Origin of the sequence: Plantactinospora sp. WMMB782, from assembly GCF_049179135.1 — a bacterium.
In the GTDB taxonomy this organism is placed as follows: Bacteria; Actinomycetota; Actinomycetes; order Mycobacteriales; family Micromonosporaceae; genus Plantactinospora.
In genome coordinates, this window is record NZ_JBMHMC010000007.1 from 6,333,869 (window position 1) to 6,358,408 (window position 24,540).

The window sequence follows — 24,540 nt, forward strand, 5'->3', positions numbered from 1 at the left end:
CGCGCCAGGTGCCGGCCCGCTGCGCTCACGGCCGGTCGACCGCAGGCACCCCGGTCAAGTCCGGAACGGCCGCCGGATCAGTCCGGAACGGCCGCGCCGAGCAGGTGTCGGTACATGTCGAGGAAGAGCCCGCCCTTCAGCTCCACCGTCGGGCCGACGCCGAGCACCCCCGCGTCGGGGTCGTAGCCGACCCCGCCCTTCGGCCCGAGCGGGAGGACCAGGGCGTCCGGCGCCGCGCGGTAGCTGGACAGCTTCCCGCCGCCCCGGATCAGGGTCCGGATGTTCGCCGCGACCACCTCGGCGTGCTGGTGCGCGGACCGGGCCAGCTTCAGCTCCGGGATCGCGGTGACGTCGCCGACCGCGAAGACCGTTTCCTGGTTGGGCAGCCGTAGCTGCGGGGTGACGGTGAGGCGGCCGTCCGGGCGGCGGGCCGGACGCAGCTCCGGACCCAGGTGGTCGCTGTGTACGCCACCGCCGAAGCAGGGGAACCAGATGTCGGCGCTGATCCGGACCCCGGAGCCGGTGGTGACGGTGAAGCCGCCGGTCCGGCCGGGAGGGGTGGGCGGCAGCTCCCGCAGGGCGGTGCCGAGCACCAGTTCGACATTCAGCCCGGCGAGCTGGGCAGCCAGCTCGGCCCGGAAGGCGGCCGGAAAGCGGCCGGTGACCGGCTCGGCGGACGGGTCGACGACCGTGACGCTCTTCTCCGGCCAGGCCGACCTGAGCTCGCCGGCGAACTCGACCCCGATCGGCCCGGCGCCGAGCAGCAGCACCCGGTCGGCCCGGAGCAGCTCCGCCCGGGTGGCGCGGAGCTTCCCGGTGGCGCCGGCCGCGTCCTCGACGTCCAGCTTCGCCGGGTACGGCGCGCGCGAACCGGTCGCCAGCACCAGGTAGTCGACCGGAAGCCGGGTACCGGAGCCGAGTTCGACGGCGGTCGGGTGCACCCGGACCGCGCGGTCGCGCAGCACCCGGCCCCGGACGAGCAGGTTGTCGTACGGGATGAAGATCCGGTCGGTCCAGTCCGGATCGACGGCGGCGCGTAACGCGGCGACGTTGTGCACGAACGTTTCCCGGGGTTCGACCAGGACGACGTCGGCCACGTCGTCGAGCGCCTTCGCCACGCTGATTCCGCCGTATCCGCCGCCGAGCACAGCCACAGTGGGAGCCACAGCAACACCTTCCGAGGAGTCTGGTCGCGGTCGACCGACCGCATGCCGCGACTCTGCGGGCCGCCGCCGAGAGCGGGAAGGCCGTGCCGATGGTGGTACCGACAGGGCTACCGTGCCGAGCCGATCGGGCTGTTAGGTTCGGGCCGTGGGCGACAACGAACTGGGGATGTTCCTCCGGTCCCGCCGCGCGGCGATCAGTCCCGCCGAGGTCGGCCTGCCGGCCGGTCCCCGGCGGCGCATCTCGGGGCTGCGCCGGGCCGAGGTCGCGATGCTCGCCGGAGTCAGCGTGGAATACCTCACCCGGCTCGAACAGGGCCGCGACCGGCACCCCTCCGCACAGGTGCTCACGGCGCTCGGCGAGGCACTGCGGCTGACCCCGAGCCAGCGGGTGCACGTGTACCGGCTGAGCAAGGCGTCCGGCAGCGGCTTCAGCTGCCTCGGCGACGCCGTTCCCGGTCGCGACGTCCGGGCCACGGTGCGGGCGCTGCTCACCCGCCTGGAGCCGACCCCGGCGATGCTGCTCAACCGGCTCAACGAGATCGTCGGCCGGACCGTTGGCTTCGAGCGGCTGGCCGGACCGATCGGCCTGCTGGACGGGCCGGTGCCGAACTTCGCCCGGTACGTCTTCACCGACCGGCGGGCCCGCACCGCGTACCCCGACTGGGAGCACGTCGCCGACGAGCAGGTGGCGATGCTCAAGCACGGACCCTTCCGGGCCGACCGGCACGTGGCGGGCCTCGCCGACGAGCTGACCCTGGCCGCCGGAGAGGCTTTCAGCCGCCGCGCCGGCACGGTGCCCGGACTGCCGAGGTCGAACGGGATCCTCCGGTGGCGGCATCCCGAGGTGGGTGAGCTGCGGCTGGCGTACGAGATGCTCGACCTCGCCGCCGAGGACGACCAGCGACTGGTGGTCTACCTGCCGGCCGACCCGGCGACCGCCGCCGCGCTCGACCGGCTGGACGGCCTCCGCCGCCCGCACGGCCTGCGGGCCGTCCCCGGCTGATCCGCCGAAGCACCGGCGGGGCCTGCCGATCAGGACCCGGGGGCAGACGCCCTCGAGGAGTTCTATCTCAAGGACCGCTCGCCGGCGGACGATCCGCGGTGGGCGGCGATGTTCGCGCACCGGCTCCGGATGACCGGCGAGCTGCACCGGGCCGGGGTACCGCTGATGGTCGGCACCGACGTCGGCACCTGCGGCGTGTACCCGGGGTTCTCGGTACACGACGAGCTGGGGTTCCTGGTGGACGCCGGGCTGACGCCGATGGCCGCGCTGCACGCCGCGACCGCCGAGCCGGCGAGCTTCCTCGGCGCCCGCACCGGCCGGGTGGCCCGGGGCTGTGCCGCCGACCTGGTGGTGCTGGACGCGAACCCACTCACCGCGATCGGCAACACCCGGCGGATCACCGGGGTGGTGGTGCGGGGCCGCTACCTCGACCGGGCGGCGCTGGACGGGCTGCTGCGCGGGGTCGAGGAGGCGGCGGCCGCGATGTCCGGGGCGGCGCCGGCCGGGGCGGTCGCGATGGTCGGCTGCCCGTGCCACGGCGCCGTCCCGGCCCGGGCACGGGCGGCCTAGCTCCGGCGTGATGCCGATCGATATATCGGTGTGGTTCTATTGAAGGGGTGGTCCGGGCGGGGTATGTTAACGCTCACACCATGCCGGCAACGGCAGGCTCGCACCCGCCGGAGGTGGCGACGATGACCGGAGCACCCACCCGTTCCCGATGGCTGGCGGTGGCCTCCGCCGCGTTGCTGGTGGTGGCCGGGGCGGTCGTGCCGGCGGCACCGGCCGGGGCCGCCGCCCCGCCACCCGGCCAGGCCACCCGCTACACCATGACCGCGTTCACCAACAGCAGCGAATCCAACATGTACGTCTACGAGTCGCCGGACGCCACCGGCTTCCGGCTGCTGCGCGGACCGGCCTACACCCCGCCCTCCGGACTGATCCGGGACCCGAGCATCATCCGGCACACCGACGGGCGGTACTACATCGTCTACACGACCAACTGGACCGGGAACACCATCGGCTTCGCCACCAGCACCGACCGGGTCAACTGGACGTTCCTGCGCAACCACACCATCCCGTTGACGGTGCAGAACACCTGGGCACCCGAGTGGTTCGTCGACACCGACGGCAGCGTCAACGTCATCGTCTCGCTCTCCACCAACGGCGCGGACTTCAAGCCGTACCGGCTGCGGGCGACGAACGCCTCGCTCACCGCGTTCGACGCGCCGGCCGTACTGAGCGGGATCGGGCCGAACTACATCGACACCTTCGTGGTGAAGGTCGGCGGGACCTACCACGCCTTCACCAAACAGGAGACGACCAAGTTCGTCGAGTACGCCACGGCGAGCAGCCTGACCGGGCCGTACACGATGCGGCGTACCGGCAACTGGGCCGGCTGGGGTGGACCGCGCGAGGGGCAGGCGCTGGTGCAGTTGGACAACGGCGGCTGGCGGATCTTCTTCGACGGCTACACGGTCGGGCAGTACCTGTTCAGCGACAGCTACGACGGCTTCAACACCTGGACCGCCCCGACCCAGCTGCCCGGGCTCTCCGGCTTCGCCCGGCACTTCACCGTACTCAGGGAGACGGTTCCCGGCGGGGTCACCCTGCCGGTCGGCGCGACCCGGTCGTTCCAGTCGGTGAACTTCCCGGACCGGTACGTCCGGCACCGGGACAACCTCGGATACGTCGACCCGGTCTCCGCGTCGAGCCCGGCGCAGACCCGGCAGGACGCCACCTTCACCGTGGTCGCCGGTCTGGCCGACCCGAACTGCTACTCCTTCACCGGGACTGGTGGCCGCTACCTGCGGCACTACGACTACCGGCTGCGCCTGGACCCGAGCGACGGCACGGCGACCTTCCGCGGCGACGCCACCTTCTGCGCCCGGCCCGGTTCGGTGACCGGCACGGTCGCCCTGGAGTCCCACAACTATCCGGGCCGGTACCTGCGGCACTACGACTACCAACTGCGGATCGACTGGTACGCCGACAACGCGACCTTCCGGGCGGACAGCTCGTTCCGGCCGACGAACCCGTGGGCCTGACGAAGCGTCGCCCTGACGAAACGTGGACGCGAAGGGCGCGTGGGTCTGACGGAGCGGGACGGGCCGCCGGTCAGCTCCGGCCGGCGGAGGGTGCGGCGGTGCTCTGCCGGATCACCAGGGTCGGCTCGATGGGGGTGGTGCTGGAGAGCACCGGAAGCGGTCCGCCGGTCCGGCCGGCGGCGTCGAGCAGTTGCAACAGGGTCGCCATGCCGCGCCGGCCCACCTCGTCGAAGTCCTGCCGCACGGTGGTCAGCGGCGGCAGCATGAACTCCGCCTCGGGGATGTCGTCGAAGGCGACGACGCTGATGTCGGCCGGCACCCGGACGCCCCGCTCGTGCAGGGCGCGCAGCAGGCCGAGCGCCATCTGGTCGTTGGCGACGAAGACCGCGGTGACGTCCGGGTTGCCGGCCAGCGCCGTACCGGCCGCGTAGCCGGAGCGGGCGCTCCAGTCCCCGGAGATGATCGGCGGTACGGCGGCACCGGCCTCCTCCAGGGTCTGCCGCCAGCCGATGATCCGGTCGCCCGCCTCCAGCCAGTCGCTCGGCCCGGAGACGTGCCAGACGGTCCGGTGCCCGAGTTCGAGCAGGTGCCGGACGGCGAGCCGGGCGCCGGCCACCTGGTCGACCGAGACCGAGGGGAGTCCACTGTCCTGCCCGGCCTCGACCGCCACCGCCGCCATTCCGTCCGGCAGGCTGTGCAGTGCGGCGGCGGCGGCCATCTGCGGCGCGATGATGATGACCCCGTCGACGCCCTGCCCGTCCAGCGCCTCGACCGCGCTGAGTACGCCGCGGCGGTCGACCTTTTCCAGGGTGACGATGCTGACCCCGTAACCGGCGGCCCGGGCGGCGCGCTCGATGCCGAGCAACGTCGAGGCCGGCCCGAAGAGGATGGTGTCGAAGCTCACCACCCCGAGCACCCGGGAGCGGCGACTGGCCAGGGCCCGGGCCATCGCGTTCGGCCGGTAACTCAGCTCGGCCATCGCCCGGACCACCCGGTCCCGGGTCTCCGGCCGGACCCGTGGATGACCGTTGATCACCCTGGAGACCGTCTGGTGCGACACTCCGGCGAGTCGGGCCACGTCGGTCATCACCGCCGGGCGCCCGGCGCGCGACGGCGTGGTCACCCGGTTCTCCTTCGCCAGCACGATGCCCAACCGCCTTCCGCCCCCGCCGGCGACGCCGGACGTTCGATTCAGGTTAGCCCCACCACCCTGGTCGGCGGTCGCGACGGCACGCGTTCGACCAGGTTACGTTTTCGGTCCGTCCGGCTGTTCCGCGCCCCGGTCCCGCCTTCGACCGGTCCCGCCTTCGACCGGTCCCGCCTTCGACCGGTCCCGCCTTCGACCGGTCCCGCCTTCGACCGGTCCCGCCTTCGACCGGTGCCGCCTTCGGGCGCTCCTGCCTGTCGGTTGGTCCTGCCTGTCGGTCGGCTCCGCCGTCCGGTGGCCGGTATGAGGCAACTGCTATGCGCAGGCCGCCGCTCCGGGCGCCTAGATTAATGGATGCCGATCGATGCTGTCGGCCCGCGTCCGCTCCGCTCCCCGTTAGGAGTCGCCATGCTCAGACGTCACCTTCTCCGGGCCACGCTCGGCCTGCTGGCCCTGGCCACCTCGCTGGTCGGGCTCCAGGTCGCCGCCGCGCCGGCCACCGCGGCGCCGGCGGTGCGCACGGTCTACTACGACGCGAGCCGGGCCGGGGAGTTCACCACCAACTTCACCCAGGCCGCACAGATCTGGAACAGCAGGGTCGGCAACGTGCGGCTGGTCGCCGGCAGCCCGGCGTCGGTGACCATCCACGTCGACAGCGGCTGGCCCCGGGCGTACGTCACGGGGCTCGGCTCCGGCCGGGTCTACATGGGTTGGCAGGCCGTGGACCAGGGCTACGACCGTACCCGGATCGCGACCCACGAACTCGGGCACATCCTCGGGCTGCCGGACCGGCGCACCGGCCTCTGTTCGGACCTGATGTCCGGCAGCAGCGCGCCGGTCTCCTGCCGCAACGCCTATCCGAGCGCGGCCGAGGCGGCCCGGGTCGACCAGCTCTTCGCCGGCGGCCTCGCGCCCGCGTACTCGGGCAGTCCGGCGGCAGCCGTGACCGGCACGTACGTCTGGACCACCGGCTGAGCACGGCGGGCCGCGCCGTACCCACCGGCGCGGCCCACGCCGGCCCGGTCGGCCCGACCGCCGAGGGCCCGGGGCACGGACTCGGTCGCCGACAGCGGTGTCCGGGACCCGACAGTGCGGCCCGGTCGGGGACCGGTGTCGGTGCCCGCCCGTAGGCTCGCCGACACCGGCGGGCCGCCCCCCACCGGTGGAGCCGATTGGTTACCTTGAACCCGGTCGTCAAGATCTGGCGCCGGTCAGGTCCGGTCGTCACGATTCCCGGTGCGGTGTTGGGGAGGTTTCGGGTGGGTTCGCACGGGTCGGCGCTGGCTGTCCCGCCAGGTCGGTTGAGCGTTCCGCCGCAGTCCCGCCCGCCGGACATGCTGCGCCGGATGACCACACCGTTGCGACGCACGCCCGGCCGGTTCACCGCCATCCTGGCCGGTGTGGTCGTGCTCGGACTGCTCACCGGCATCGTCGCGTTCGTCGGGGTACGCCAGCGGGCCGACCTGGTACGCGGCGTCACCGCCCGCAGCGGCGAGCTGGCGGTCGCGGCGCAGAGCCTCTACCGGGCGCTCTCCGACGCCGACGCCACCGCCGCGAGCGCCTTCCTCTCCAACGGTCTCGAACCGCCCGCGCTGCGGGACCGCTACCAGCGCGACCTGGCCGACGCCGCCTCGGCGCTGACGGTCGTCTCGGCGGCGGTCTCCGACGACAGCCGGGGCGCGGCGGCGGTCGCCCGGATCACCGCCCGGCTGCCCGTCTACAGCGGCCTGGTGGAGACCGCCCGGACCTACAACCGGCAGGGCCTGCCGCTCGGCGTCGCCTACCTCCAGGAGGCCTCCGGCCTGATGCGCGACGAGTTGCTGCCAGCGGCGCAGGAGCTCTACGCGGCGGCGTCGAGCGAACTGGACGAGGCGCGGGACCGGGCGGCCGGCTTCCCGTGGGTCGCGGTGCTGCTGGCCGTGCTCACCCTGGCGGCGCTGGTGCTGGCCCAGTTGCACCTGACCCGGCGCACCAACCGGCTGCTGAACGTCGGGCTGCTGGTCGGCACCGGCGCGACGGTGCTGCTGGTGACCTGGCTGACCGGGTCGGCACTTGTCGCCGCCGGCAACCTGCGGGACAGCCGGGACTCCGGATCCGCGCAGGTCAACCTGCTGGCCGAGGCGCGGATCGCCGGGTTGCAGGCGCGGGCCGACGAGGCGCTGACCCTGGTCGCCCGGGGCAACGGCGCGGCGTTCGAGGAGAACTACGGCGTCGTGATGGAGCGGCTCGCCGGCGCCGACGGCTCGGGTGGGCTGCTGGCGCAGGCCCGGGCGGCGGCGCCGGACGACACCACGCGGCAGGCGGTCGAGGCCGCCATCGCGCGCAGCAGGGAGTGGTCGGCCGCGCACCGCAACGTGCGGAGCCTCGACGACAGCGGCGAGTACGCCAAGGCGGTGGCCGCCACGGTGGGCACCGGGGAGCAGACCACTGCGGCCATCTTCAACCAGTTCGACGAGGCGCTCGCCCTGGCCATCGCCCACAACGGAGAGCGGTTCGAGCGCGAGGCGGTCGGCGCGGGCCGGGCGCTGACCGGCGTCGACGTGGGTATCGTCGGACTGAGCCTCGTCCTGCTGGTCGGGGCAGCGGTGGGCATGCAGCGGCGGATTGTGGAGTATCGATGAGACACCGGCATCTCGCCGGCCGGGTCCTTGCCGGCGCTCTCGCGGTGGTGGCGCTGGCCACGCTGGGTCTCGCCGGCTGCGGCACGGACGAGCAGGCGCTGCCCGACAACCGGATGGACGCCGACCCGCCCCGCCCGGTCGGCATGCAGGATCCGGCCGTCGTCCCGACCGGTCCGGCCGCCTCGTCCGGCTCGTGCAACCCCCGGGCCAGCCTGCGGCCACCCGGCACGCTGCCCCGGCCCCGGCAGATGCCGTCCGGCAGCGCCATGGCCAGGATCGTCCAGCGCGGACGGTTGATCGTCGGGGTCGACCAGAACAACTACCAGTTCGGCTTCCGTGATCCGCTCACCGGCCAGCTCACCGGCTTCGACGTCGACATCGCCCGGGAGATCGCCCGTGGCCTCTTCGGCGACCCGGGCCGGATCCAGTTCCGGGCGATCAGCTCGGCCGACCGGATCAAGGTGGTGAAGGACGGCACCGTCGACATGGTCGTCCGGACCATGACGATGAACTGCGAACGCTGGCAGGAGGTCAGCTTCTCGACCGAGTACTTCAACGCCGGGCAGCGGGTGCTGGTCACCCGGGGTTCCGGGGTGCGGAGCATCGACGACCTGCGCGGCAAGAAGGTCTGCGCCGCGGCCGGCAGTACCTCGATCCGGAACATCGCGGAGAAGGGGACGGTGCCGGTCTCGGTGGTCAACTGGACCGACTGCCTCGTGCTGTTGCAGCAGAACCAGGTCGTGGCGGTCTCGACCGACGACAGCATCCTGGTCGGGCTCGCCGCCCAGGACCCGAACACCGAGGTCGTCGGCCCGCGGTTCAGCGACGAGCCGTACGGGGTGGCGATCTCCCGCGAGTCGCCGGAGTTGGTCCGGTTCGTCAACGGCGTACTTGCCAGGATCCGTTCCGACGGGACCTGGACCCGGCTCTACAGTCGATGGCTGACGTCGCTGGGCCCGGCGCCGGCGCCACCCGTCGCGCGTTACCGGGACTAGCGTGTCTCGTGGACCTTTCGGCGCAGTGGCGGGACACCGGCGGCCAGCGGTCGGCACCGGCCGGCGTTCCGGGATCCGGCTAGCCGCGCCGATGACCGCGCGGTCGCCGTCGCCGATGGGTCGAGCCGAGGTCGACCGGGTGCTCGACGCGCTCGGTGCGGCACACAACCGGCTCTCGGCGGCAATGTACGCCCTGGACAGTCGGCCCGAGATGGCCCTGCTGCGGGCCAGCCGGCTCACCGGCGAGACCGCCCGGTTCGCCGCCGACACGCAGGCCCGGACCGGGGCGCTCTGGTCCCAGTTCGCGGCCTTCGGCGCCCTGCTCGACCAGGCCCGCGAGGTACGTGCCCGCCGCGCCCGCCCCGGCGACACCGAGCTGGCCGAACTCGTCCACCTGCTCGGTGCGCCGGTGGTCACGCTCGACGCCGACGGCACGGTGCTGGACGAACCAGCCGTCTGCGGGTCAGTGCTGGATCCTCCATGCGTCGGCGGGTCGGTGCCGGACGGCCGGACTGTGCGCGGGTCGGTGCCGGGAGGTGCGGCCGTCGGTGGGCCGGTGCTGGACGGTCGAGCGGTTGCCGGGCCGGTGCCCGGCGCTCCGGCCGCCGTGCCGGCCGAACGGATCGGGTTGACCGGGCTGGCCCGGCGGATCGAGGCGGAGGCGAACACGATCGCCGGCAGGCTCGGCGAGCTGGAAGCGGCGCGATCCCGACTCGCCGGACGGTTCGGACGGCTCACCGAAGCGCTGCGGCGGCTCCGGGCGGACGGGTTGGACGGTTGTGACCGGTTTGACGATTCTGCCGGGTCCGAGGTGTCTGACGTGTCCAGCGGGTCCGGCGGGTCTGACCGTCGTGACCCACCCGGCCGACTCGATCGGCTCGGCCGGCTCGCCGGGGCGGTCGAGGCGGCGTACCAGGATGCGCTGGCGGATCCGCTCGGCGCGGCCGGGGCCGGGCCGGTCGCGACCGCCGTCCAGGAGCGGCTGCGGCGATTCGAGGCCGAGATCGCCGGCCTGACCTCCGAGCTTGCCGAACTGACCGCCCTACGCGCCGGCTACCCCGGCCGGACGGCACGACTGGCGGCCGGGCTTGACGAACTCGCCGCGGCGGCGGCCGAAACCCGCCGCGTGCACGAACTCGCGCAAATCAAGATCGCCAACTCCGGGCTGCCTGCCCTGCCACCGGATCCCTCCCCGGCGTTGCGGGCCCAGCTCGCCCAACTCGGTCAGGTGCGCCGGGAGCACCGGTGGAGCCAGGTCGGCACCGAGCTGGACGCGCTCGAACGTGGCGTCGCGGCCGCCCGGCAACGGTTGGCAGAGTCGCACGAGGCGGCGGACGGGCTGCTGCGCCGCCGTGCCGAGCTTCGCGGTCGGCTCGACGCGTACCGGGCCAAGGCGGGTCGACTCGGCCTGATCGAGCACACCGAACTCTCCGCCCGACACCGCCTGGCTCGCGACCTGCTCTACACCAGCCCGTGCGACCTGTCGGCGGCGACCCGGGCGGTGGTCGCGTACCAGCGTCATCTCAACGATCTCACCGGGCGGCCCGCGTCCGGTGCGAAGGGAGCCCCAGCATGAGCACCCGCTGCCTGCGGCCCGGATGCCCAGGCTCCTACCTGCCCGACGGCTACTGCGACGAGTGTGGTCGGCGGGCCCCGGCCGGCGCGACGGCGGTGCCCGAGAAGACCGGCTCGACGGCTACCGGCCCGACCTCGTCGGCGGGCACGGGCACGGGTCCGTTCGGGCCGTCGGCGGGTACGGGCCCGGGTCCGTTCGTGGCCTCGGCGGGCCCGGGTCCGGTCGGGCCTTCGGGTGGGACCGGCCGGGCCGGGATGCCCACCGGTACGGGGCGGGCCTCGGTGCCCACCGGAACCGGACGGGCGTCGGTACCCGCCCAGGGCGGTACGCCGGGCAGCCAGCCGTCGGTCCCCTCCGCCCAGCGGGCCGGACCGGCGTCGACCGGTACCGGACAGGGCCCGGGGCAGACCTCGACCGGACAGGCTCAGACCTCGACCGGACAGGCTCCGGCGTCGACCGGTACCGGTCGAGGTGCCGGGTCGGCCGGCACCGGTCGGGGCAGCGCTTCGACCGGGGTCGGCACCATGCCCAGCCGGGGGACGAGTTCCTCCCGGGGTTCCAGCCGGTCCCGGAGTGCGTCCCGGGGTGGCCTCGGCGCCGGGCTGGTCGACATCGCCCGGGTGCCGCTGCGCGATCCGGCGACGGCGGTGATGGCCGAGCCGAGGGTGGCCGAGTCGCGACGGTACTGCGTGCGTTGTGAGAAGCCGGTGGGGCGGAGCCGGGACGACCGGCCGGGCCTGGCCGAGGGCTTCTGCCCGCACTGCGGTACCCAGTTCTCCTTCCTGCCCCGGCTCCAACCCGGCGACCTGATCAACCGGCGCTACGAGATTCTCGGCGCCCTCGCCTACGGCGGGCTCGGCTGGATCTACCTGGCCCGGGACCGCAACGTCAGCGACACGGTCAGCGACCGGTGGGTGGTACTCAAAGGACTGATCAACACCTCCGACGAGGACGCGATGGCCTCCGCCGTCGCCGAGCGCCGGTTCCTGGTCGAGCTGGACCACCCCAACATCGTCAAGATCCACGACTTCGTGGAGCATCCCGACCCGCGCACCGGCATCCCGGTCGGCTACATCGTCATGGAGTACGTCGGCGGCCAGTCGCTGCGGGACATGCTGATGGCCCGGCGCCGGGAGACGGGCCAGCGCGCCCTGCCGCTGCCCGAGGTGATCGCCTACGGGGTCGAGATCCTGCCCGCACTCGACTACCTGCACGATCGCAACCTGCTCTTCTGCGACTTCAAGCCGGACAACGTCATCCACGCCGAGGAGCAGCTCAAACTCATCGACCTGGGCGCGGTACGGCACGTCGACGACAGCGCGAGCGCGATCTTCGGCACACCCGGCTACCAGGCGCCGGAGGTCGGCACGCTCGGCCCGTCGGTCGCCTCCGACATCTACACCGTGGGTCGGGCGCTGGCCGTGCTCAGCATCGACTTCCGCGGCTTCTCCAGCACGTACGCCAACCGGTTGCCGGAGCCGGCCGAGGTGCCGCTGTTCGCCGCCGAGATGTCGTACCACCGGCTGCTGCGCCGGGCCACCCACCCCGATCCGGACCGCCGCTTCGCCAGTGCCGCGGAGATGAGCGAGCAACTGCTCGGCGTACTGCGCGAGGTGCTCTCCGCCGCCGACGGGGTACCCCGGCCGGCGGTGTCCCGGCAGTTCACCCCGGAACGGCGTGCCTTCGGTACCGAGGCCGGCGACGTCGGCCGGGCGGTGGCGGGCCGGGCCTGGGGCGCGGGCGGCGGGATACCGCCCGGGGCGACCGCACCTGCGCCCCCGGTGGTCGCCGCCGCGCTGCCGCTGCCGCAGGTCGACGTGCTCGATCCGGGCGCCGGCTTCCTCGCCTCGCTCGGCGCGACCGACCCGGCCGAACTGGTCCGGCAGCTCACCGCCGCACCGGTACGCAGTGTCGAGGTGGCGCTGCGGCTGGCCCGGGCCCGGATCGAGGCCGGTGACCTGGCCGGCGCCGCCGCCGACCTGGACCGGCTGGCCGCGGCCGATCCGTTCGACTGGCGGGTCGACTGGTACCGGGGCCTGGCGGCGCTGACCGGGAACCGCCCCGGTGACGCCCGGGTCGCCTTCGACGCCGTCTACGACGCCCTGCCGGGTGAGCCGGCCGCCCGGCTGGCGCTGGCGGTCAGCGCGGAGTGCACCGGCGACCGGGAGCTGGCGACCCGGCTCTACGACCGGGTGTGGCGGGTCGACAACGGCTACCTGAGCGCCGCATTCGGGCTGGCCCGGATCCGGTTCCTCGTCGGTGACCGGGTGGGTGCGCTGGCCGTACTCGACCAGGTGCCGGACAGTTCGAGTCAGCACGTGGCGGCGCAGGTCGCCGCCGTCCGGGCCAGCCTGCCGGGACTGGCGGCCGGCACGACCGGGCCGGACGACCTGTTGCGGGCGTCCGCCCGGCTGGAGCGGCTCGGCCTCGACGTCGAGCGGCAGACCCGGCTCACCATCGAGGTGCTGGAGGTCGCCCTGGCCTGGGTACGGAGCCGGTCGGCAGCGACCTCCACGGCACGGGTACTGGGACACGACCTCTCCGAGCGCGGGTTGCGGTTCGGGCTGGAACGGGCGTACCGGACGCTGGCCCAGCTCTCCCGCGACCCGGAGTTGCGGATCGCGCTTGTCGACCATGCCAACGCGGTCCGGCCGAGGACGTTGGTGTGACCGCCGTCGGAGCCGGTGCCGCGGGCAGCCTGCCGAAGCCGTGTCCGGAACACGGCGCGCCCGGCGACCCGGCACACCGGTACTGCGAGTTCTGCGGTCGGGAGTTGGAACGTCTGCCGGTCGCGGATTCGACCGGGCGCCCGCCGGTCGCGGATTCGGCCGGGCCGGCCGGCGCGCGCACTCCGACGGACCCGCCGAGGGCGACCACCGCTGCCGGCTCCGCCCGGGTCGAGACGTCAGCCGCCGTGGATCTGCCGGAGTCGACCGAGCTGCTGAGGATGGCCGACCTGTCGGGGCCGACCGCGCTGTCCCGGTTGGAGGCGCTGGCCGGCTCCTCCGGTTCGTCCGGCCCGCCGTCGAGTCCGTCGGACCCGTCCGCGCCAGCCGCTGCTGGTGGCTGGGGACCGCCGGGACAGCCCGGTGTGGGCGGCGGGGGTCCGACCGGGCAGCCCGGTGGGCAGTCCGGGCCGGGGAGCTGGGCGAACCGTCCGCCGCCGGCCGCGCCGTCCGGCTGGGCGCAGCCCTCCGCGCCGTCCGGCTCGGCCACCTGGTTGCCGCCGCCGGCACCGCCCGCGTCGAGCGGTCAGGCCGGCCCGCCAGCCGTGCCGGCCGCACCCGGCTGGACCGGCCCGCCGGCCAGCTCCGGCCGACCGGGACGGCAGGGCTCGCCCGTATCCTCCGGCCCACCCGGCTGGACCGCCCCACCGGTCCCGTTCGCCCCGCCCACGCCGTCGGGCCCACCGGGCTGGAACGGCCCGCCGGCACCGTCGGACTCACCGGCGCCGTCCGCCCCGCCCACGCCGTCGGGTCCACCGGGCTGGAGCGGCCCGCCCGCACCGTCGGGTTCGCCCCCGCTGCCGGGTCCGCCGCCCGCGCCGTCGGGGCCGGCCGGTGGATGGCATGCCGCCGCGTCGACCACCGGTGCGGTCGTCGCCGCCGGGCCGGTGAGTCCGAGCGGCCCGGTCGTCCAGCCCGGTCCGTGGCTCTCGTCGCGTGCGGTGGGCCAGCCGTGTCCGGGTTGCGGCGCCGCGCCGTCCGGCGGCTCCGGCCACTGCGACCACTGTGCACAACGGTCGTCGGTGGGGCGGGACCGCGCCGACCTGGACCTGGGGGCCGTCGCCGCCGTCACCGACCGGGCGCGACGGCGGCGCAACGAGGACGCGGTGACGGTCGGCCGGTTCGGCCGGGGCATCGCGGCGGTGGTCTGCGACGGGGTGTCGACCTCGCTCCGCGCCGACCTCGCGGCACACGCGGCGGCGGAGGCGGGACTGGCCGCGCTGCTCTCCGCACTCGGCAACGGTGCCACCGGGCCGGACGCCGTGCTCTCCTCCGGGCGGGCGGCGGCCACCGCCGCCCGGGCGACCGCCCTGCACGACGACGGGCAGGTACCGCCGAGCTGCACCTTCGTCGCCGCGGTCGTCAGCACCGACTCGGTCACGGTCGGCTGGATCGGTGACAGCCGCGCCTACTGGCTCGGTCCGGACGGCGCGGTGCACGAGGCGGTCTGCCTCACCGTGGACGACTCGGTGGTCGGCCAGCTCCGGGCGGGTCGGCCGGTGCCACCCGGTGCCGAGCAGGATCCGACCTCCAAGGCGTTGATCCGGTGGCTCGGCGCCGACTCCGGTGACACCGATCCGCAGGTCGTGACGTTCCAACCGGGCCGGCCGGGGCGGCTGGTGATCTGTTCGGACGGGCTCTCGCACTACCTGCCCAACGCCGGAGCGCTGGCGGCGCGGGTGCCGGGACCGAGCGGCGCCACGCCGATCGCGATCGCCCAGGATCTGACCAGGTTCGCGGTGGAGGCCGGCGGGCACGACAACATCGCCGTCGCGGTGCTGCCGTTCCCGCCCGTCGGATGATCGCCGGAAGCGGGCGGATGGCCGGGATGCCACGGTTCGTCGCCGAGGTGGACCACAACGAGTACCTGCCGGTCGGCGGTCAGGTGGTGGACGCGATCCTGACCGTGACGGCGTCCGGACCCGACCTGCGTGATCCGGGCACCGTTCCGACGGCGGCGCAAGTGATCATGATCGACACCTCGGGGTCGATGGCGATGCCACCGACGAAGCTCGCCGAGGCGAAACGGGCCACTGCGGTCGCCATCGACACGCTGCGCGAGGGCGTGGCCTTCGCGGTGGTCTCCGGTAGCGCGGTCGCCCGGATGGTGTATCCGGCACATCCGGCGATGGTGCCGGCGAACGCCCAGACCCGGCCGGCGGCGAAGGCGGCGGTGGCCGGGCTCTGGGCCGACGGAGGCACCGCCATCGGCCGCTGGCTGGACCTGGCGAACTGGCTCTTCGCCAGTTGTCCCACCGAGGTACGACACGCGATCCTGCTCACCGACGGGCGCAACGAGCACGAGAGACCCGAGGACCTGCGCCGGGTGCTCGCCGCCTGCGAGGGCCGGTTCGTCTGCGACAGCCGGGGCATCGGCAGTGGGTGGGTGGCCGGCGAACTGCGTACCGTCGCCTCGGCCCTGCTCGGCACGGCCGACGGGCTGGAACATCCGGCGCAGTTGCCGGCCGCCTTCCAGGCGATGACGGCGGCCGCGATGGGCAAGCGGGTCGCCGACGTCGCGCTGCGGATCTGGACTCCGGCCGGTGCGACGGTACGGATGGTCAAGCAGGTCTTTCCGCACGTGGCGGACCTCACCGCCCGCCGCTCGACGGTAAGCGCCCGGATCGGGGACTATCCGACCGGCGCCTGGGGAGCCGAAACACGCGAATACCACCTCAGTGTGGTCCTGCAGCCCGACGCGGTCGGTGAGGAGGTGCTGGCCGCCCGGGTCAGCCTGGTCAGCGCCGGTCAGCTCCTGACCGAGCGGCTGGTCCTGGCCAGGTGGACCGACGACACCGCGCTCTCCACCCGGATCAGCCCGCAGGTGGCGCACTACACCGGGCAGGCCGAACTCGCCGCCGCGATCCAGGAAGGGCTGCGCGCCCGGGAGACCGGCGACGTGGAGACCGCGACCGCCCGGCTCGGCCGGGCCGTGCAGTTGGCCGCCGAATCGGGGCACGACGAGACCGCGATGCTGCTCGGCCGGGTCGTCGACGTCGTCGACGCCCCGACCGGCACGGTACGGCTGAAGCGGCAGGTGTCGGCGCTGGACGCCGAACTGACCGATGTGCGGTCGGTGAAGACGGTACGGGTGAAGAAGGAGCAGGAGTGAGCCGGTGACCTGCTCCCGGGGGCACGAGTCGTCCACAACGGACTACTGCGACGTCTGCGGCGTACCGATGTCGGGGGTTGCTGCCGGGGCGGAGGACGCCGGGTCAGTGCCATGTCCTGTCTGCGGTACTCAGCGGGTCGGGCGATTCTGCGAGGAGGACGGCCACGACTTCCTGCTGGCCCCACCGACCCCTGCCGCCCCGAGCCCTGCACCACCGAGCCCTGCCGCCCCGACCCCTGACATACCGAGGACCGCCGGGCCGGAGCGCAGTTGGCAACTGGTGGTGGACGCGGACGCCGACTACTTCGACCTGGTCAGGTCGTTCGGCGGTACGGACGCGGGGAGTCTGGCCTTCCCGCGCTTCGTGGTGCCGAGGCGGTTCACCCTGGAACCCCGGCAGTTGCTGGTCGGCCGCCGCAGTCGCTCCCGGGGCGTACGTCCCGACATCGACCTGACCGGGCCGCCCGAGGATCCCGGGGTCTCCCACCTGCACGCGCTGCTGGTGCCGCGGCCCGACGGCTGGGCCGTGGTGGACCTGGGTTCCGCCAACGGCACCTATCTGAACGACCCGTCGACGCCACCGGTCGTCGCCGACACGCCGGTCCCGCTCGGCGACGGCGACCGGGTCTACCTCGGTGCCTGGACCCGGTTGACCATCCGAGCCGACGGCTGAGCGAAAGGCGTCGCCCGGTCGACGATCCGGGCCGACGGCCGAACGGCGGTATCGTGCCACCGATCGACGGATCCGCCGGGCCTATCTAGGATAGGCCGGCACCGTCCCCCACCATCGGCAACCCCTTCCGTCGAAGTCAGCCGTCCTCGACGCGCCCACCCGGCCGTTCCGGCAACCCTGGTACGCGCCACACCGTCCGAACCGGACGGCTTCGCCCGGTGACCGTGACAACCGGTCCACCGAGGGCGTGCGTGGCGCCGGGCGCCAGCCCACGAGGACTGGTCGAGAGGAGCAACCGCATGCCAACAGCAGGTCCCGGAAGGATTCTCGGGGCGTACGCGATCGGCCTGGCCCTGGTCGTGGCACCGGTCCCGGCCCACGCCGCCCCGACCACCCCACCACCGGGCATCGTCGTGCAGGACGGCATGACCCAGCCGGTCTTCTCGTTGGCGGACGCGGTCGAGGAGCGGGTCTGGGTGGAGACGCCGCTCGACACCGACCACGACGGTCGACGCGACCGGGTGGTGGCCGACATCTCCCGCCCCCGGGAGACCGCCACCGCCGGGCTGCGGGTGCCGGTGATCTTCGAGCACTCGCCGTACCGGAAGGACACCTGGAACGACGTCCCCTATCCGAGCGTCCTGGTCGACGAGCTACCGCAGAGCAGGTCGGACGGTGCCTCGGCCCGGCGGGCGGCGGACCCGGGCGTCCTGCGGGCCAAGGTGAACCTGCCCGGCCAGCTCGACGACTACTACGTACCGCGCGGCTACGCGGTGGTGCTGGGGCAGAGCATCGGTACCGGGGACTCCGACGGCTGTCCGACCACCGGTGACGCGGCCGAGACCCTGGGCACCAAGGCGATCATCGACTGGCTGAACGGGCGGGCCCGGGCGTACGACGCCAGTGGCGCACCGGTGCGGGCCGGCTGGACCACCGGGGCGGTCGGGATGACCGGCGGCTCCTACAACGGGACCCTGCCGAACATGGTGGCGACCACCGGCGTCGAGGGGCTGAAGACGATCGTCCCGATCGCCGCGATAAGCAACTGGTACGACTACTACCGGGCCAACGGCCTGGTGGTGGCACCCGGTGGTTACCAGGGCGAGGACGCGGACATCCTCACCATGTACACGGCCGGGCAGGCCCGGTCCGAGGGAAGCTGTGCCGACGAGATCGCCGAGATCACCGAGGAGCAGGACCGGGTCACCGGCGACTACAACCGGTTCTGGCGGGACCGGGACTATCGGTCCGGGGCCCGCAAGGTCCGGGCCAGTGTCTTCGTGGTGCACGGCCTGAACGACTGGAACGTTAAGACCGGGCAGTTCGCCGACTGGTGGGACCAGCTCGACCGGTACCGGGTGCCGCGCAAGCTGTGGCTGCACCAGGGCGGCCACAGCGGACCGGGCAACACCGCCGCGGTGACCCTGCCGGACGGGCGGACCTGGACCTACAAGCAGACCGAGAACCGCTGGTTCGACTACTGGTTGTGGGGTGTGGACAACGACGTCATGGCCGAGCCGAGGGCCGTGGTGCAGCGCGAGGACCGGGTCTACGCCACCTACCGGGACTGGCCGGACCCGGCGACCCGGGAGGTGGCGGTGGGGCTCTCGGCGGACGACCCGAGCGCACCCGGCCGGCTGGTCGGGCACGGTGCGCGGGGCCGGGTCGCGCAGAGCCTTGTCGACTCGGGGCGGACGATCCCGCCGGCCGACCTGGTGGCCGGGCCGGACGCCGGCAACCCGCACCGGCTGGTCTACACCTCCCCGGAGCTGGCCCGGGACGTGCGCATCTCCGGTCGGCCGGAGCTGCGGGTGCGCCTCTCCGTCGACAACCGGACGGCCGCCAACCTGACCGGCTACCTGGTCGACTACGGACCGGCCGGCTCCACCGACGCGCCGGTGGTGGTGACCCGGGGCTGGCTGGACCCGCAGAACCGGACCGGCGAGGCGCACAGCCGTCCGCTGCGGCCGGGCCGGGCGGCCGACTACCGCTGGACGATGGAACCGAAGGACTACGTGTTCCCGGCCGGGCACCGGATCGGCCTGGTGGTCTTCTCCAGCGACCAGGATTACACGCTGCTGCCGCTGCCCGGCACCCAGCTGACCGTACTGCCGAAGTCGAGCACCCTGACGCTGCCGGTGGTGGGCGGCCGGGCCGCGCTCGGCTTCTGAGGCACCCGGCCGCTGAGAAGACGGGCCCGGGACGGCGGAAGCGTCCCGGGCCCGTCGGCCGGGATGGACGTACCCCGGTCGTTCGGAGCGGATCCGAGGTCGGCGCAGGCCGGACGTCGGGCGGATCAGAGGTCGGGGCGGGTCAGAACTTGACGTCCACCAGGTCGACCACGAAGACGAGGGTCGCGCCCGGCTTGATCCGGTTGCCGACGCCCTGGTTGCCGTAGCCGAGCTGCGGCGGGATCACCAGCTTGCGCCGCCCGCCGACCCGCATCCCGAGTACGCCCTGGTCCCAACCCTCGATGACCTTGCCGCCCCCGACCGGGAAGCTGAACGGCGAACCGCGGTTCCACGACGCGTCGAACTCGTCGCCGGTGTCGAACGAGACGCCGACGTAGTGGACCACGGCCCATTGGCCCGGTTGGACCTCCTGGCCCGTGCCGATCGTAATGTCCTCGATGACAAGGTCGGTCGGCGGCGGACCGTCGACCAGACCCACGGTGGGCTTTTCCATCCGGGTACCTTAACGCCGTCCCCGGACCGTGATCACTTCCACCCGGTGGAGTGTCGTGGCAGGTTGACGACACCACGACCGTTCCGGCTGCCGGACCGGCGTCCCGACCGGCGAGACGGTCGACGACCGCTACCGGGGCGTCCCGATCTACGCCGGGTGGCACCCAAGCGCTGACCGGGCCGGGCCGGGTACCCGGCCCCGGTGAACCCGACGTGGCGTCCGCGACGATCGCGGGTGCGGGCGGAAAACCGGTTGATCCGGCCCCGGTGCTCTGGGTTACGGTGGTCAGATGTCCGGCACCTTCCACGCCCTGATCCGCGGGTCCCTGACCGGGACGTGCACCGCTGACCAGGCGATCCAGCTCCTGCTCCGGCACCGGGTCGGCCACGCCGCCCTGGCAGGCTGAGAGCGACCGAGTCCAGGTCCGACCGCCGAGCCGCTGACGCGGATGCGGCGGGCTGCGGACCTGTCTTTCCGGCGGCGCATCGCGCCGTGACCTCACCCCGACCGCCCGACGCAGCCCGTCGGTGCGGCGCGGCAGGTCAGTATCCGGTAGCCGGTGTGCGCGGTGTGAGCCGCTGACATCTCCGCACGTCCAGGGTCATCCGAGTCCTGATCCATCCGGGACAGGTCGTGGCCGTGGTGCCCGCCTGTCCGCAGACCGGCCCGGAACGCCCGGGCGGGAGGACACGGCTGTGCCGCATCACCGACCGAACCGAGAGAACCGTCCGCATCACCAGTCGGGCCGGGAGAACCGTCCGCATGCCCGACGGCCCGACCCGGCCGGCGGCCGTCAACCGTCCGTCCGTAATGAACCATCCGCCCGTATCGAATCCGATCGGGCGGGGGAACCGGCGGTGCGGCGTACCGGGCCGGACCGGGCGCGCCGGGTGCTCGGGCAGAACTTCCTGCGCGACGCGCGGACCATCGCGCAGATCGTCACCGCGGCCCGCCCGGACCCGGACGGGCTGATCCTGGAGGTCGGCGCCGGGCAGGGGGCGCTGACCAGGGAACTGGTCCGGCGGTGCCGGCGGGTTGTCGCGTACGAGATCGACCCGGCCCTGCTCGCCCGGCTCGGCGAGGAGTTCCGGGCCGAGCCCGGGCTCCGGCTCGTGCCCGGCGACTTCGTCGCGGCCCGGCCGCCCACCGAACCGTTCGCCGTGGTCGGCAACATCCCGTACGCCTCGACCAGCCGGATCGTCGACTGGTGCCTCGACGCCCGGTGGCTGACCACCGCGACCCTGGTCACCCAGCTCGAGTACGCCCGCAAGCGCTCCGGCGACTACGGCCGGTGGACGCAGCGGACCGTGCGGACCTGGCCGTGGCTGGACTGGCGGCTGGCCGGCCGGATCCCTCGGGAGCGGTTCCGGCCGATGCCCCGGGTGGACTCCGGGATCCTCCGGCTGGAACGCCGGCCGGTGCAACTGCTGCCGCCCGGCCAGCTCGCCGACTACCAGCGGTTCGTCGCGCTCGGCTTCAGCGGGGTGGGCGGCTCGCTGCGGGCCTCGCTGCACCGCGGTTATCCGGCCCGCCGGGTCGACGCCGCGCTGCGGGCCAACCGGATCCCCGCCGACATCCTGGTCGGGTACGTCTGGCCGGAGCAGTGGATCTCGTTGTTCCAGGCGGTCCACCCGCTGCGGCACTGACCCGGTGCGGCAGGTCCCGGCTGACCCAATGCCCTTCGGCGGCCGTCCCCGACGGGCTCGCCCGGACGACGGCAGGGGACCGGCCGCGAAGGGAAGCGACCCGGACCGGTGCCGCTGGTGGTACGTCCACCGGCGGCACCGGTCCCGGGATGCTCAGTAGGTGATGAAGCCGTACAGGGCCAGGTGGTTGGACCTGGTGCCGGCCACGGTGTGGTCGACGGCCGACGGCCGGACGTCGCCCCTGACGAAGAGGTAGTCGATCTTGCTGGAACCGTGGGTCGCCCGCGAACCGTAGCCGGTCATGCCGAAGCCGCCCAGTGTCGACGCCGGAATGCCCGTGCGGTTCGCGTCGATGCCGACCACCCGGATCGTCGAGGCGTTGAGCAGGCTGGTGGCGTCCGCGCCGATGTGCATGCCGGTGCCGCCGATGCCGGTGTAGCCGTCTCCGGCGCAGGCGTTCTGCCGGTTCTCCTGCGGCAGGTGCATGGTGGCGGCGAAGACGGTGGTCCCGGTCGCCTTGATGGTGAACCGGGCCGCGATGGCACTGGTCCGCTTCCACTTGTGGTAGTCGGTGCTGTCCGGGTCGCTGTTCGGTGGCTTGTAGAGCGTGCACCCGGCACCGCCGGCGTACGCCGTGCCGGGCCGGAGCCAGCCGGCGCTCCAGTACTTCGACACGTCCCCGGAGGCCAGGCCGAGAGTCCGGGTGTTGTAGAGGATCCCGTTGGTCTGCTTCTTCTTCAGGTCACCGAGCGACTGGGAACTGCACTTGTGGCTGCCGCCCCACGGCTCCGGATCGGTCCAGGCCACGATCGCCCGGTAGGTGCCGGCCGGGAAGCCGAACTTGGCGGAGAGCTGGTCGGCGTACGCCTCGGCCTGCCCGGTGCCCCGGATCTGCTGCACGATCAGCAGGTCCGGGGCTACCACACCCGCGGTGCCCGTGCGCCCGTCGTCGTCGACGAGTACCGAGGTGAGGTGGTCCGGGCCGGAAATGCGGGTGCAGCTGCCGTCGGAGTTGTTCACGACGAGGTTCTCGATGTTGTTGTTGTAGACCCGCAGGACCCGTTCGGCCGCCACGGCGGCGGTGCCGTCCACCGGCGGGTCACCGGCGGGCGCGGACCGCGCTGTGGCGTCGGCCGCCGGCGCCGTGGCCAGCGCGAGGGCGCTGAGGAGGGCGGTGGCGGTCCGGTGTGACCGGCGTAGCGAAACGGCCAATGCGGGCTCCTGTCGGGGTGGTGTCTCGGCGGCGACGATCTCTGCGGCGACGTGGCTCGGCCAGGGGGCACCGGCGCGGACCGGTGGCGCGACTCTACCGCCCGACGTCGATGTCTGGTAGGAATCCTTCAAGCGTTGTGGTGGCGAGCGAGAATTTTTCCAAGGAGGCCTCGGATGAAGCGAACCGTGATGGGCCTGACCGGTCTCCTCGCCGTGGCCGCCGGCTCGACGGTCGCGGTGCTGCCCGCCCGGGCCGGCCTGGCCGACGCTCCGGCGGGCGCCCCCGGGCCGGAGCGCAGCCGCACCGTGAGCTACCAGGGATACCGGGTCGAGGTGCCGGCGAGCTGGCCGGTGGTGGACCTCGCCGCCCGGCCGCACGCCTGCGTCCGGTTCGACCGCCCCGCCGTCTATCTCGGACATCCGGGCGACCAGTCCGAATGCCCGTCCCGGCTCGTCGGGCGGACCGCCGGGCTGCTCCTCGAACCGATCGACGCCCGGTCGGCCGAGCGTCTACCGGCCGCGACCCTCACCAGCGGCCCCGGCGCGGCGACCGTGCCCGCGCCACCGTCCCGGGACGACGCGATCCAACTCGCGGTGCGGGACGCTGGTGTGCTCGTCACGGCCGTGCACACCCCGGTGACCGAAGGACTCGTCCGGCGGGTCCTCGACACCGCGAGCCTCGGCCCGGACGCGGTACCGCTGTCGCCGTCCGCGCTTCCGGCGTCGACCCGACCCGTCGCACCGGCCGCCCCGCTGGCCGCCACCGGCCCACAGCCCGGCACCTTCCTCGGCCGGGGCTTCGACACCTGCACCGCCCCGGCCCAGTCCACAATGAACGCCTGGCGGGCCAGCTCGCCGTACCGGGCGGTCGGGATCTACATCAGCGGGGCCAACCGCTCCTGCGCCCAGCCGAACCTCACCGCGGGCTGGGTGACCAACCAGACCGCGAACGGCTGGCGGCTGATCCCGATCGAACTCGGCCGGCAGGCGCCCTGCTCCACCCGCTACACCCTACTGATATCCACCGATCCGGCGACGGCGCGGTCCCAGGGCGCGACCGCCGCGACCGGCGCCGTGAACGCGGCCCAGGCGCTCGGCATCCCGGCCGGCAGCGCCATCTACAACGACATCGAGCACTACCCGTCGAACCCGTCCTGCAGGGCCGCCGTGCTGTCGTACCTCTCCGGCTGGACCGACCGGCTGCACGCGCTCGGCTACCTCGCCGGGATGTACTCCAGCGGCTCGTCCGGAATCGCCGACGTGGCAAGCGCGTACGACGATCCGGCGTACAGCCGGGTGGACCACATCTGGTTCGCCTGGTGGAACGGGGTGGCGGACACCGACGCCGGCCCGTACGCCCCGGCGGAGTACTGGGCGGACTCGCAGCGGCTGCACCAGTACGCCGGCGACGTCTACGAGACCTGGGGCGGCGTGCAGATCCGGATCGACCGCAACTACCTCGACGTCTCGACCGACGGCGGAGGCGGCCCACCACCGGTGTGGAGCAGCGTCGTCGACAACGGCACCGCCGGGCGGTTCAGCGCCAGCGCCAACTGGGGTACCTCGGCCTACTCCAGCCAGCGGTACGGCACCGACTACCGCTTCGCCGACCCGGTGCTGGCCAGCGACGTCGCCTGGTTCCGGGTCGACGTCCCGGCAACCGCCAGCTACGAGGTCTCGGTCTGGTATCCGGCCGACGCCGGCTACAACGACTCGACCCCGTTCGTCGTCGCCACCACCGGCGGCAACCGGACGGTACGGGTCGACCAGCGGTTCACCGGTGGCCGATGGGTGTCGCTCGGCGTCTTTGCCCTGGCGGCCGGCGACGGCGACCGGGTGGGGGTGAGCCGGTGGACGAGCGGAACCGGTTACGTCGTCGCCGACGCCGTCCGGGTCACCCGGGTCTGACCCGGACGCTCCACTCCGGTCGGGT

Annotated in this window: 18 protein-coding genes; 14 read left to right on the forward strand and 4 right to left on the reverse strand. The window is 73.5% G+C overall.

The window, feature by feature from the left end; genetic code table 11:
- Window positions 1-77 precede the first annotated feature (77 nt).
- Window positions 78-1,166, reverse strand: a complete 1,089-nt coding sequence (locus tag ACN28A_RS30305) for an NAD(P)/FAD-dependent oxidoreductase (RefSeq protein ID WP_421400976.1) — start codon at window positions 1,164-1,166, stop codon at window positions 78-80.
- Between the two features lie 145 nt (window positions 1,167-1,311).
- Between ACN28A_RS30305 and ACN28A_RS30310 the strand changes: the two genes are divergently transcribed.
- The 3 genes from ACN28A_RS30310 (at window position 1,312) to ACN28A_RS30320 (ending at window position 4,214) form a co-directional block, all read left to right on the forward strand.
- Window positions 1,312-2,169: a helix-turn-helix domain-containing protein gene (locus ACN28A_RS30310; RefSeq protein ID WP_421400979.1), complete on the forward strand. Its 858-nt coding sequence runs from the start codon at window positions 1,312-1,314 to the stop codon at window positions 2,167-2,169.
- Window positions 2,170-2,277: 108 nt separating this feature from the next.
- Complete coding sequence (locus tag ACN28A_RS30315; protein ID WP_421400981.1) at window positions 2,278-2,739, forward strand: amidohydrolase family protein; 462 nt, start codon at window positions 2,278-2,280, stop codon at window positions 2,737-2,739.
- A 122-nt stretch (window positions 2,740-2,861) separates the two neighbouring features.
- Window positions 2,862-4,214 carry a glycoside hydrolase family 43 protein gene (locus tag ACN28A_RS30320; RefSeq protein WP_421400983.1) on the forward strand — a complete coding sequence of 451 codons (1,353 nt, stop codon included), beginning with the start codon at window positions 2,862-2,864 and terminating at the stop codon, window positions 4,212-4,214.
- A gap of 70 nt (window positions 4,215-4,284) precedes the next feature.
- On the opposite strand, the gene ACN28A_RS30325 is transcribed toward ACN28A_RS30320, so the two are convergent.
- Window positions 4,285-5,301 (reverse strand): LacI family DNA-binding transcriptional regulator, encoded by a 1,017-nt coding sequence (locus ACN28A_RS30325; protein WP_421404717.1) that lies wholly within the window; start codon window positions 5,299-5,301, stop codon window positions 4,285-4,287.
- A gap of 468 nt (window positions 5,302-5,769) precedes the next feature.
- Here ACN28A_RS30325 and ACN28A_RS30330 point away from each other — a divergent pair, with 468 nt between their 5' ends.
- From ACN28A_RS30330 to ACN28A_RS30370, 9 genes are all read left to right on the forward strand, one after another.
- On the forward strand, window positions 5,770-6,336 hold the full coding sequence (locus ACN28A_RS30330) for a snapalysin family zinc-dependent metalloprotease (protein WP_421400985.1): 567 nt from the start codon (window positions 5,770-5,772) through the stop codon (window positions 6,334-6,336).
- Between the two features lie 371 nt (window positions 6,337-6,707).
- A complete protein-coding gene (locus ACN28A_RS30335; protein ID WP_421400986.1) occupies window positions 6,708-7,982 on the forward strand; it encodes a hypothetical protein in 1,275 nt (424 codons plus the stop codon).
- Window positions 7,979-8,977, forward strand: a complete 999-nt coding sequence (locus tag ACN28A_RS30340) for a glutamate ABC transporter substrate-binding protein (RefSeq protein WP_421400988.1) — start codon at window positions 7,979-7,981, stop codon at window positions 8,975-8,977. Before ACN28A_RS30335 ends, ACN28A_RS30340 begins: the two co-directional genes overlap by 4 nt.
- Before the next feature lie 115 nt (window positions 8,978-9,092).
- Entirely contained in the window at window positions 9,093-10,553 is a 1,461-nt protein-coding gene (locus ACN28A_RS30345) for a hypothetical protein (RefSeq protein ID WP_421400990.1), read from the forward strand.
- A gap of 524 nt (window positions 10,554-11,077) precedes the next feature.
- Window positions 11,078-13,222: a tetratricopeptide repeat protein gene (locus tag ACN28A_RS30350; RefSeq protein ID WP_421400992.1), complete on the forward strand. Its 2,145-nt coding sequence runs from the start codon at window positions 11,078-11,080 to the stop codon at window positions 13,220-13,222.
- Window positions 13,223-14,301: 1,079 nt separating this feature from the next.
- Complete coding sequence (locus ACN28A_RS30355) at window positions 14,302-15,081, forward strand: PP2C family protein-serine/threonine phosphatase (RefSeq protein ID WP_421400994.1); 780 nt, start codon at window positions 14,302-14,304, stop codon at window positions 15,079-15,081.
- Window positions 15,078-16,391, forward strand: coding sequence for a VWA domain-containing protein (locus tag ACN28A_RS30360; RefSeq protein ID WP_421400997.1), 1,314 nt, complete (start codon window positions 15,078-15,080; stop codon window positions 16,389-16,391). The genes ACN28A_RS30355 and ACN28A_RS30360 overlap by 4 nt, the downstream gene beginning before the upstream one ends.
- Before the next feature lie 280 nt (window positions 16,392-16,671).
- Window positions 16,672-17,064, forward strand: a complete 393-nt coding sequence (locus ACN28A_RS30365) for an FHA domain-containing protein (protein ID WP_421401000.1) — start codon at window positions 16,672-16,674, stop codon at window positions 17,062-17,064.
- Between the two features lie 299 nt (window positions 17,065-17,363).
- Window positions 17,364-19,235 (forward strand): Xaa-Pro dipeptidyl-peptidase, encoded by a 1,872-nt coding sequence (locus ACN28A_RS30370; protein ID WP_421401002.1) that lies wholly within the window; start codon window positions 17,364-17,366, stop codon window positions 19,233-19,235.
- A 142-nt stretch (window positions 19,236-19,377) separates the two neighbouring features.
- Here ACN28A_RS30370 and ACN28A_RS30375 read toward each other — a convergent pair whose 3' ends face one another.
- Window positions 19,378-19,749, reverse strand: coding sequence for an FKBP-type peptidyl-prolyl cis-trans isomerase (locus ACN28A_RS30375; protein WP_278061508.1), 372 nt, complete (start codon window positions 19,747-19,749; stop codon window positions 19,378-19,380).
- Window positions 19,750-20,606: 857 nt separating this feature from the next.
- Between ACN28A_RS30375 and erm the strand changes: the two genes are divergently transcribed.
- Complete coding sequence (erm, locus tag ACN28A_RS30380; RefSeq protein WP_421401004.1) at window positions 20,607-21,395, forward strand: ErmE/ErmH/ErmO/ErmR family 23S rRNA (adenine(2058)-N(6))-methyltransferase; 789 nt, start codon at window positions 20,607-20,609, stop codon at window positions 21,393-21,395.
- A 153-nt stretch (window positions 21,396-21,548) separates the two neighbouring features.
- Here the strand turns inward: erm and ACN28A_RS30385 are convergent, their stop codons facing one another.
- Window positions 21,549-22,607: a hypothetical protein gene (locus ACN28A_RS30385; RefSeq protein ID WP_421401006.1), complete on the reverse strand. Its 1,059-nt coding sequence runs from the start codon at window positions 22,605-22,607 to the stop codon at window positions 21,549-21,551.
- A gap of 636 nt (window positions 22,608-23,243) precedes the next feature.
- Between ACN28A_RS30385 and ACN28A_RS30390 the strand changes: the two genes are divergently transcribed.
- On the forward strand, window positions 23,244-24,515 hold the full coding sequence (locus ACN28A_RS30390; protein WP_421404719.1) for a glycoside hydrolase domain-containing protein: 1,272 nt from the start codon (window positions 23,244-23,246) through the stop codon (window positions 24,513-24,515).
- The last annotated feature ends 25 nt before the right edge of the window (window positions 24,516-24,540 follow it).

Bases quoted from the DNA above. Each gene is read 5' to 3' on its own strand.
- ACN28A_RS30335 (WP_421400986.1), top strand. From the start codon at position 6,708: ATGACCACACCGTTGCGACGCACGCCCGGCCGGTTCACCGCCATCCTG.
- ACN28A_RS30375 (WP_278061508.1), bottom strand. From the start codon at position 19,749: ATGGAAAAGCCCACCGTGGGTCTGGTCGACGGTCCGCCGCCGACCGAC.
- ACN28A_RS30360 (WP_421400997.1), top strand. From the start codon at position 15,078: ATGATCGCCGGAAGCGGGCGGATGGCCGGGATGCCACGGTTCGTCGCC.
- ACN28A_RS30350 (WP_421400992.1), top strand. From the start codon at position 11,078: ATGCCCAGCCGGGGGACGAGTTCCTCCCGGGGTTCCAGCCGGTCCCGG.
- ACN28A_RS30370 (WP_421401002.1), top strand. From the start codon at position 17,364: ATGCCAACAGCAGGTCCCGGAAGGATTCTCGGGGCGTACGCGATCGGC.
- ACN28A_RS30320 (WP_421400983.1), top strand. From the start codon at position 2,862: ATGACCGGAGCACCCACCCGTTCCCGATGGCTGGCGGTGGCCTCCGCC.
- ACN28A_RS30345 (WP_421400990.1), top strand. From the start codon at position 9,093: ATGGGTCGAGCCGAGGTCGACCGGGTGCTCGACGCGCTCGGTGCGGCA.
- ACN28A_RS30325 (WP_421404717.1), bottom strand. From the start codon at position 5,301: ATGACCGACGTGGCCCGACTCGCCGGAGTGTCGCACCAGACGGTCTCC.
- ACN28A_RS30315 (WP_421400981.1), top strand. From the start codon at position 2,278: ATGTTCGCGCACCGGCTCCGGATGACCGGCGAGCTGCACCGGGCCGGG.
- ACN28A_RS30330 (WP_421400985.1), top strand. From the start codon at position 5,770: ATGCTCAGACGTCACCTTCTCCGGGCCACGCTCGGCCTGCTGGCCCTG.
- ACN28A_RS30340 (WP_421400988.1), top strand. From the start codon at position 7,979: ATGAGACACCGGCATCTCGCCGGCCGGGTCCTTGCCGGCGCTCTCGCG.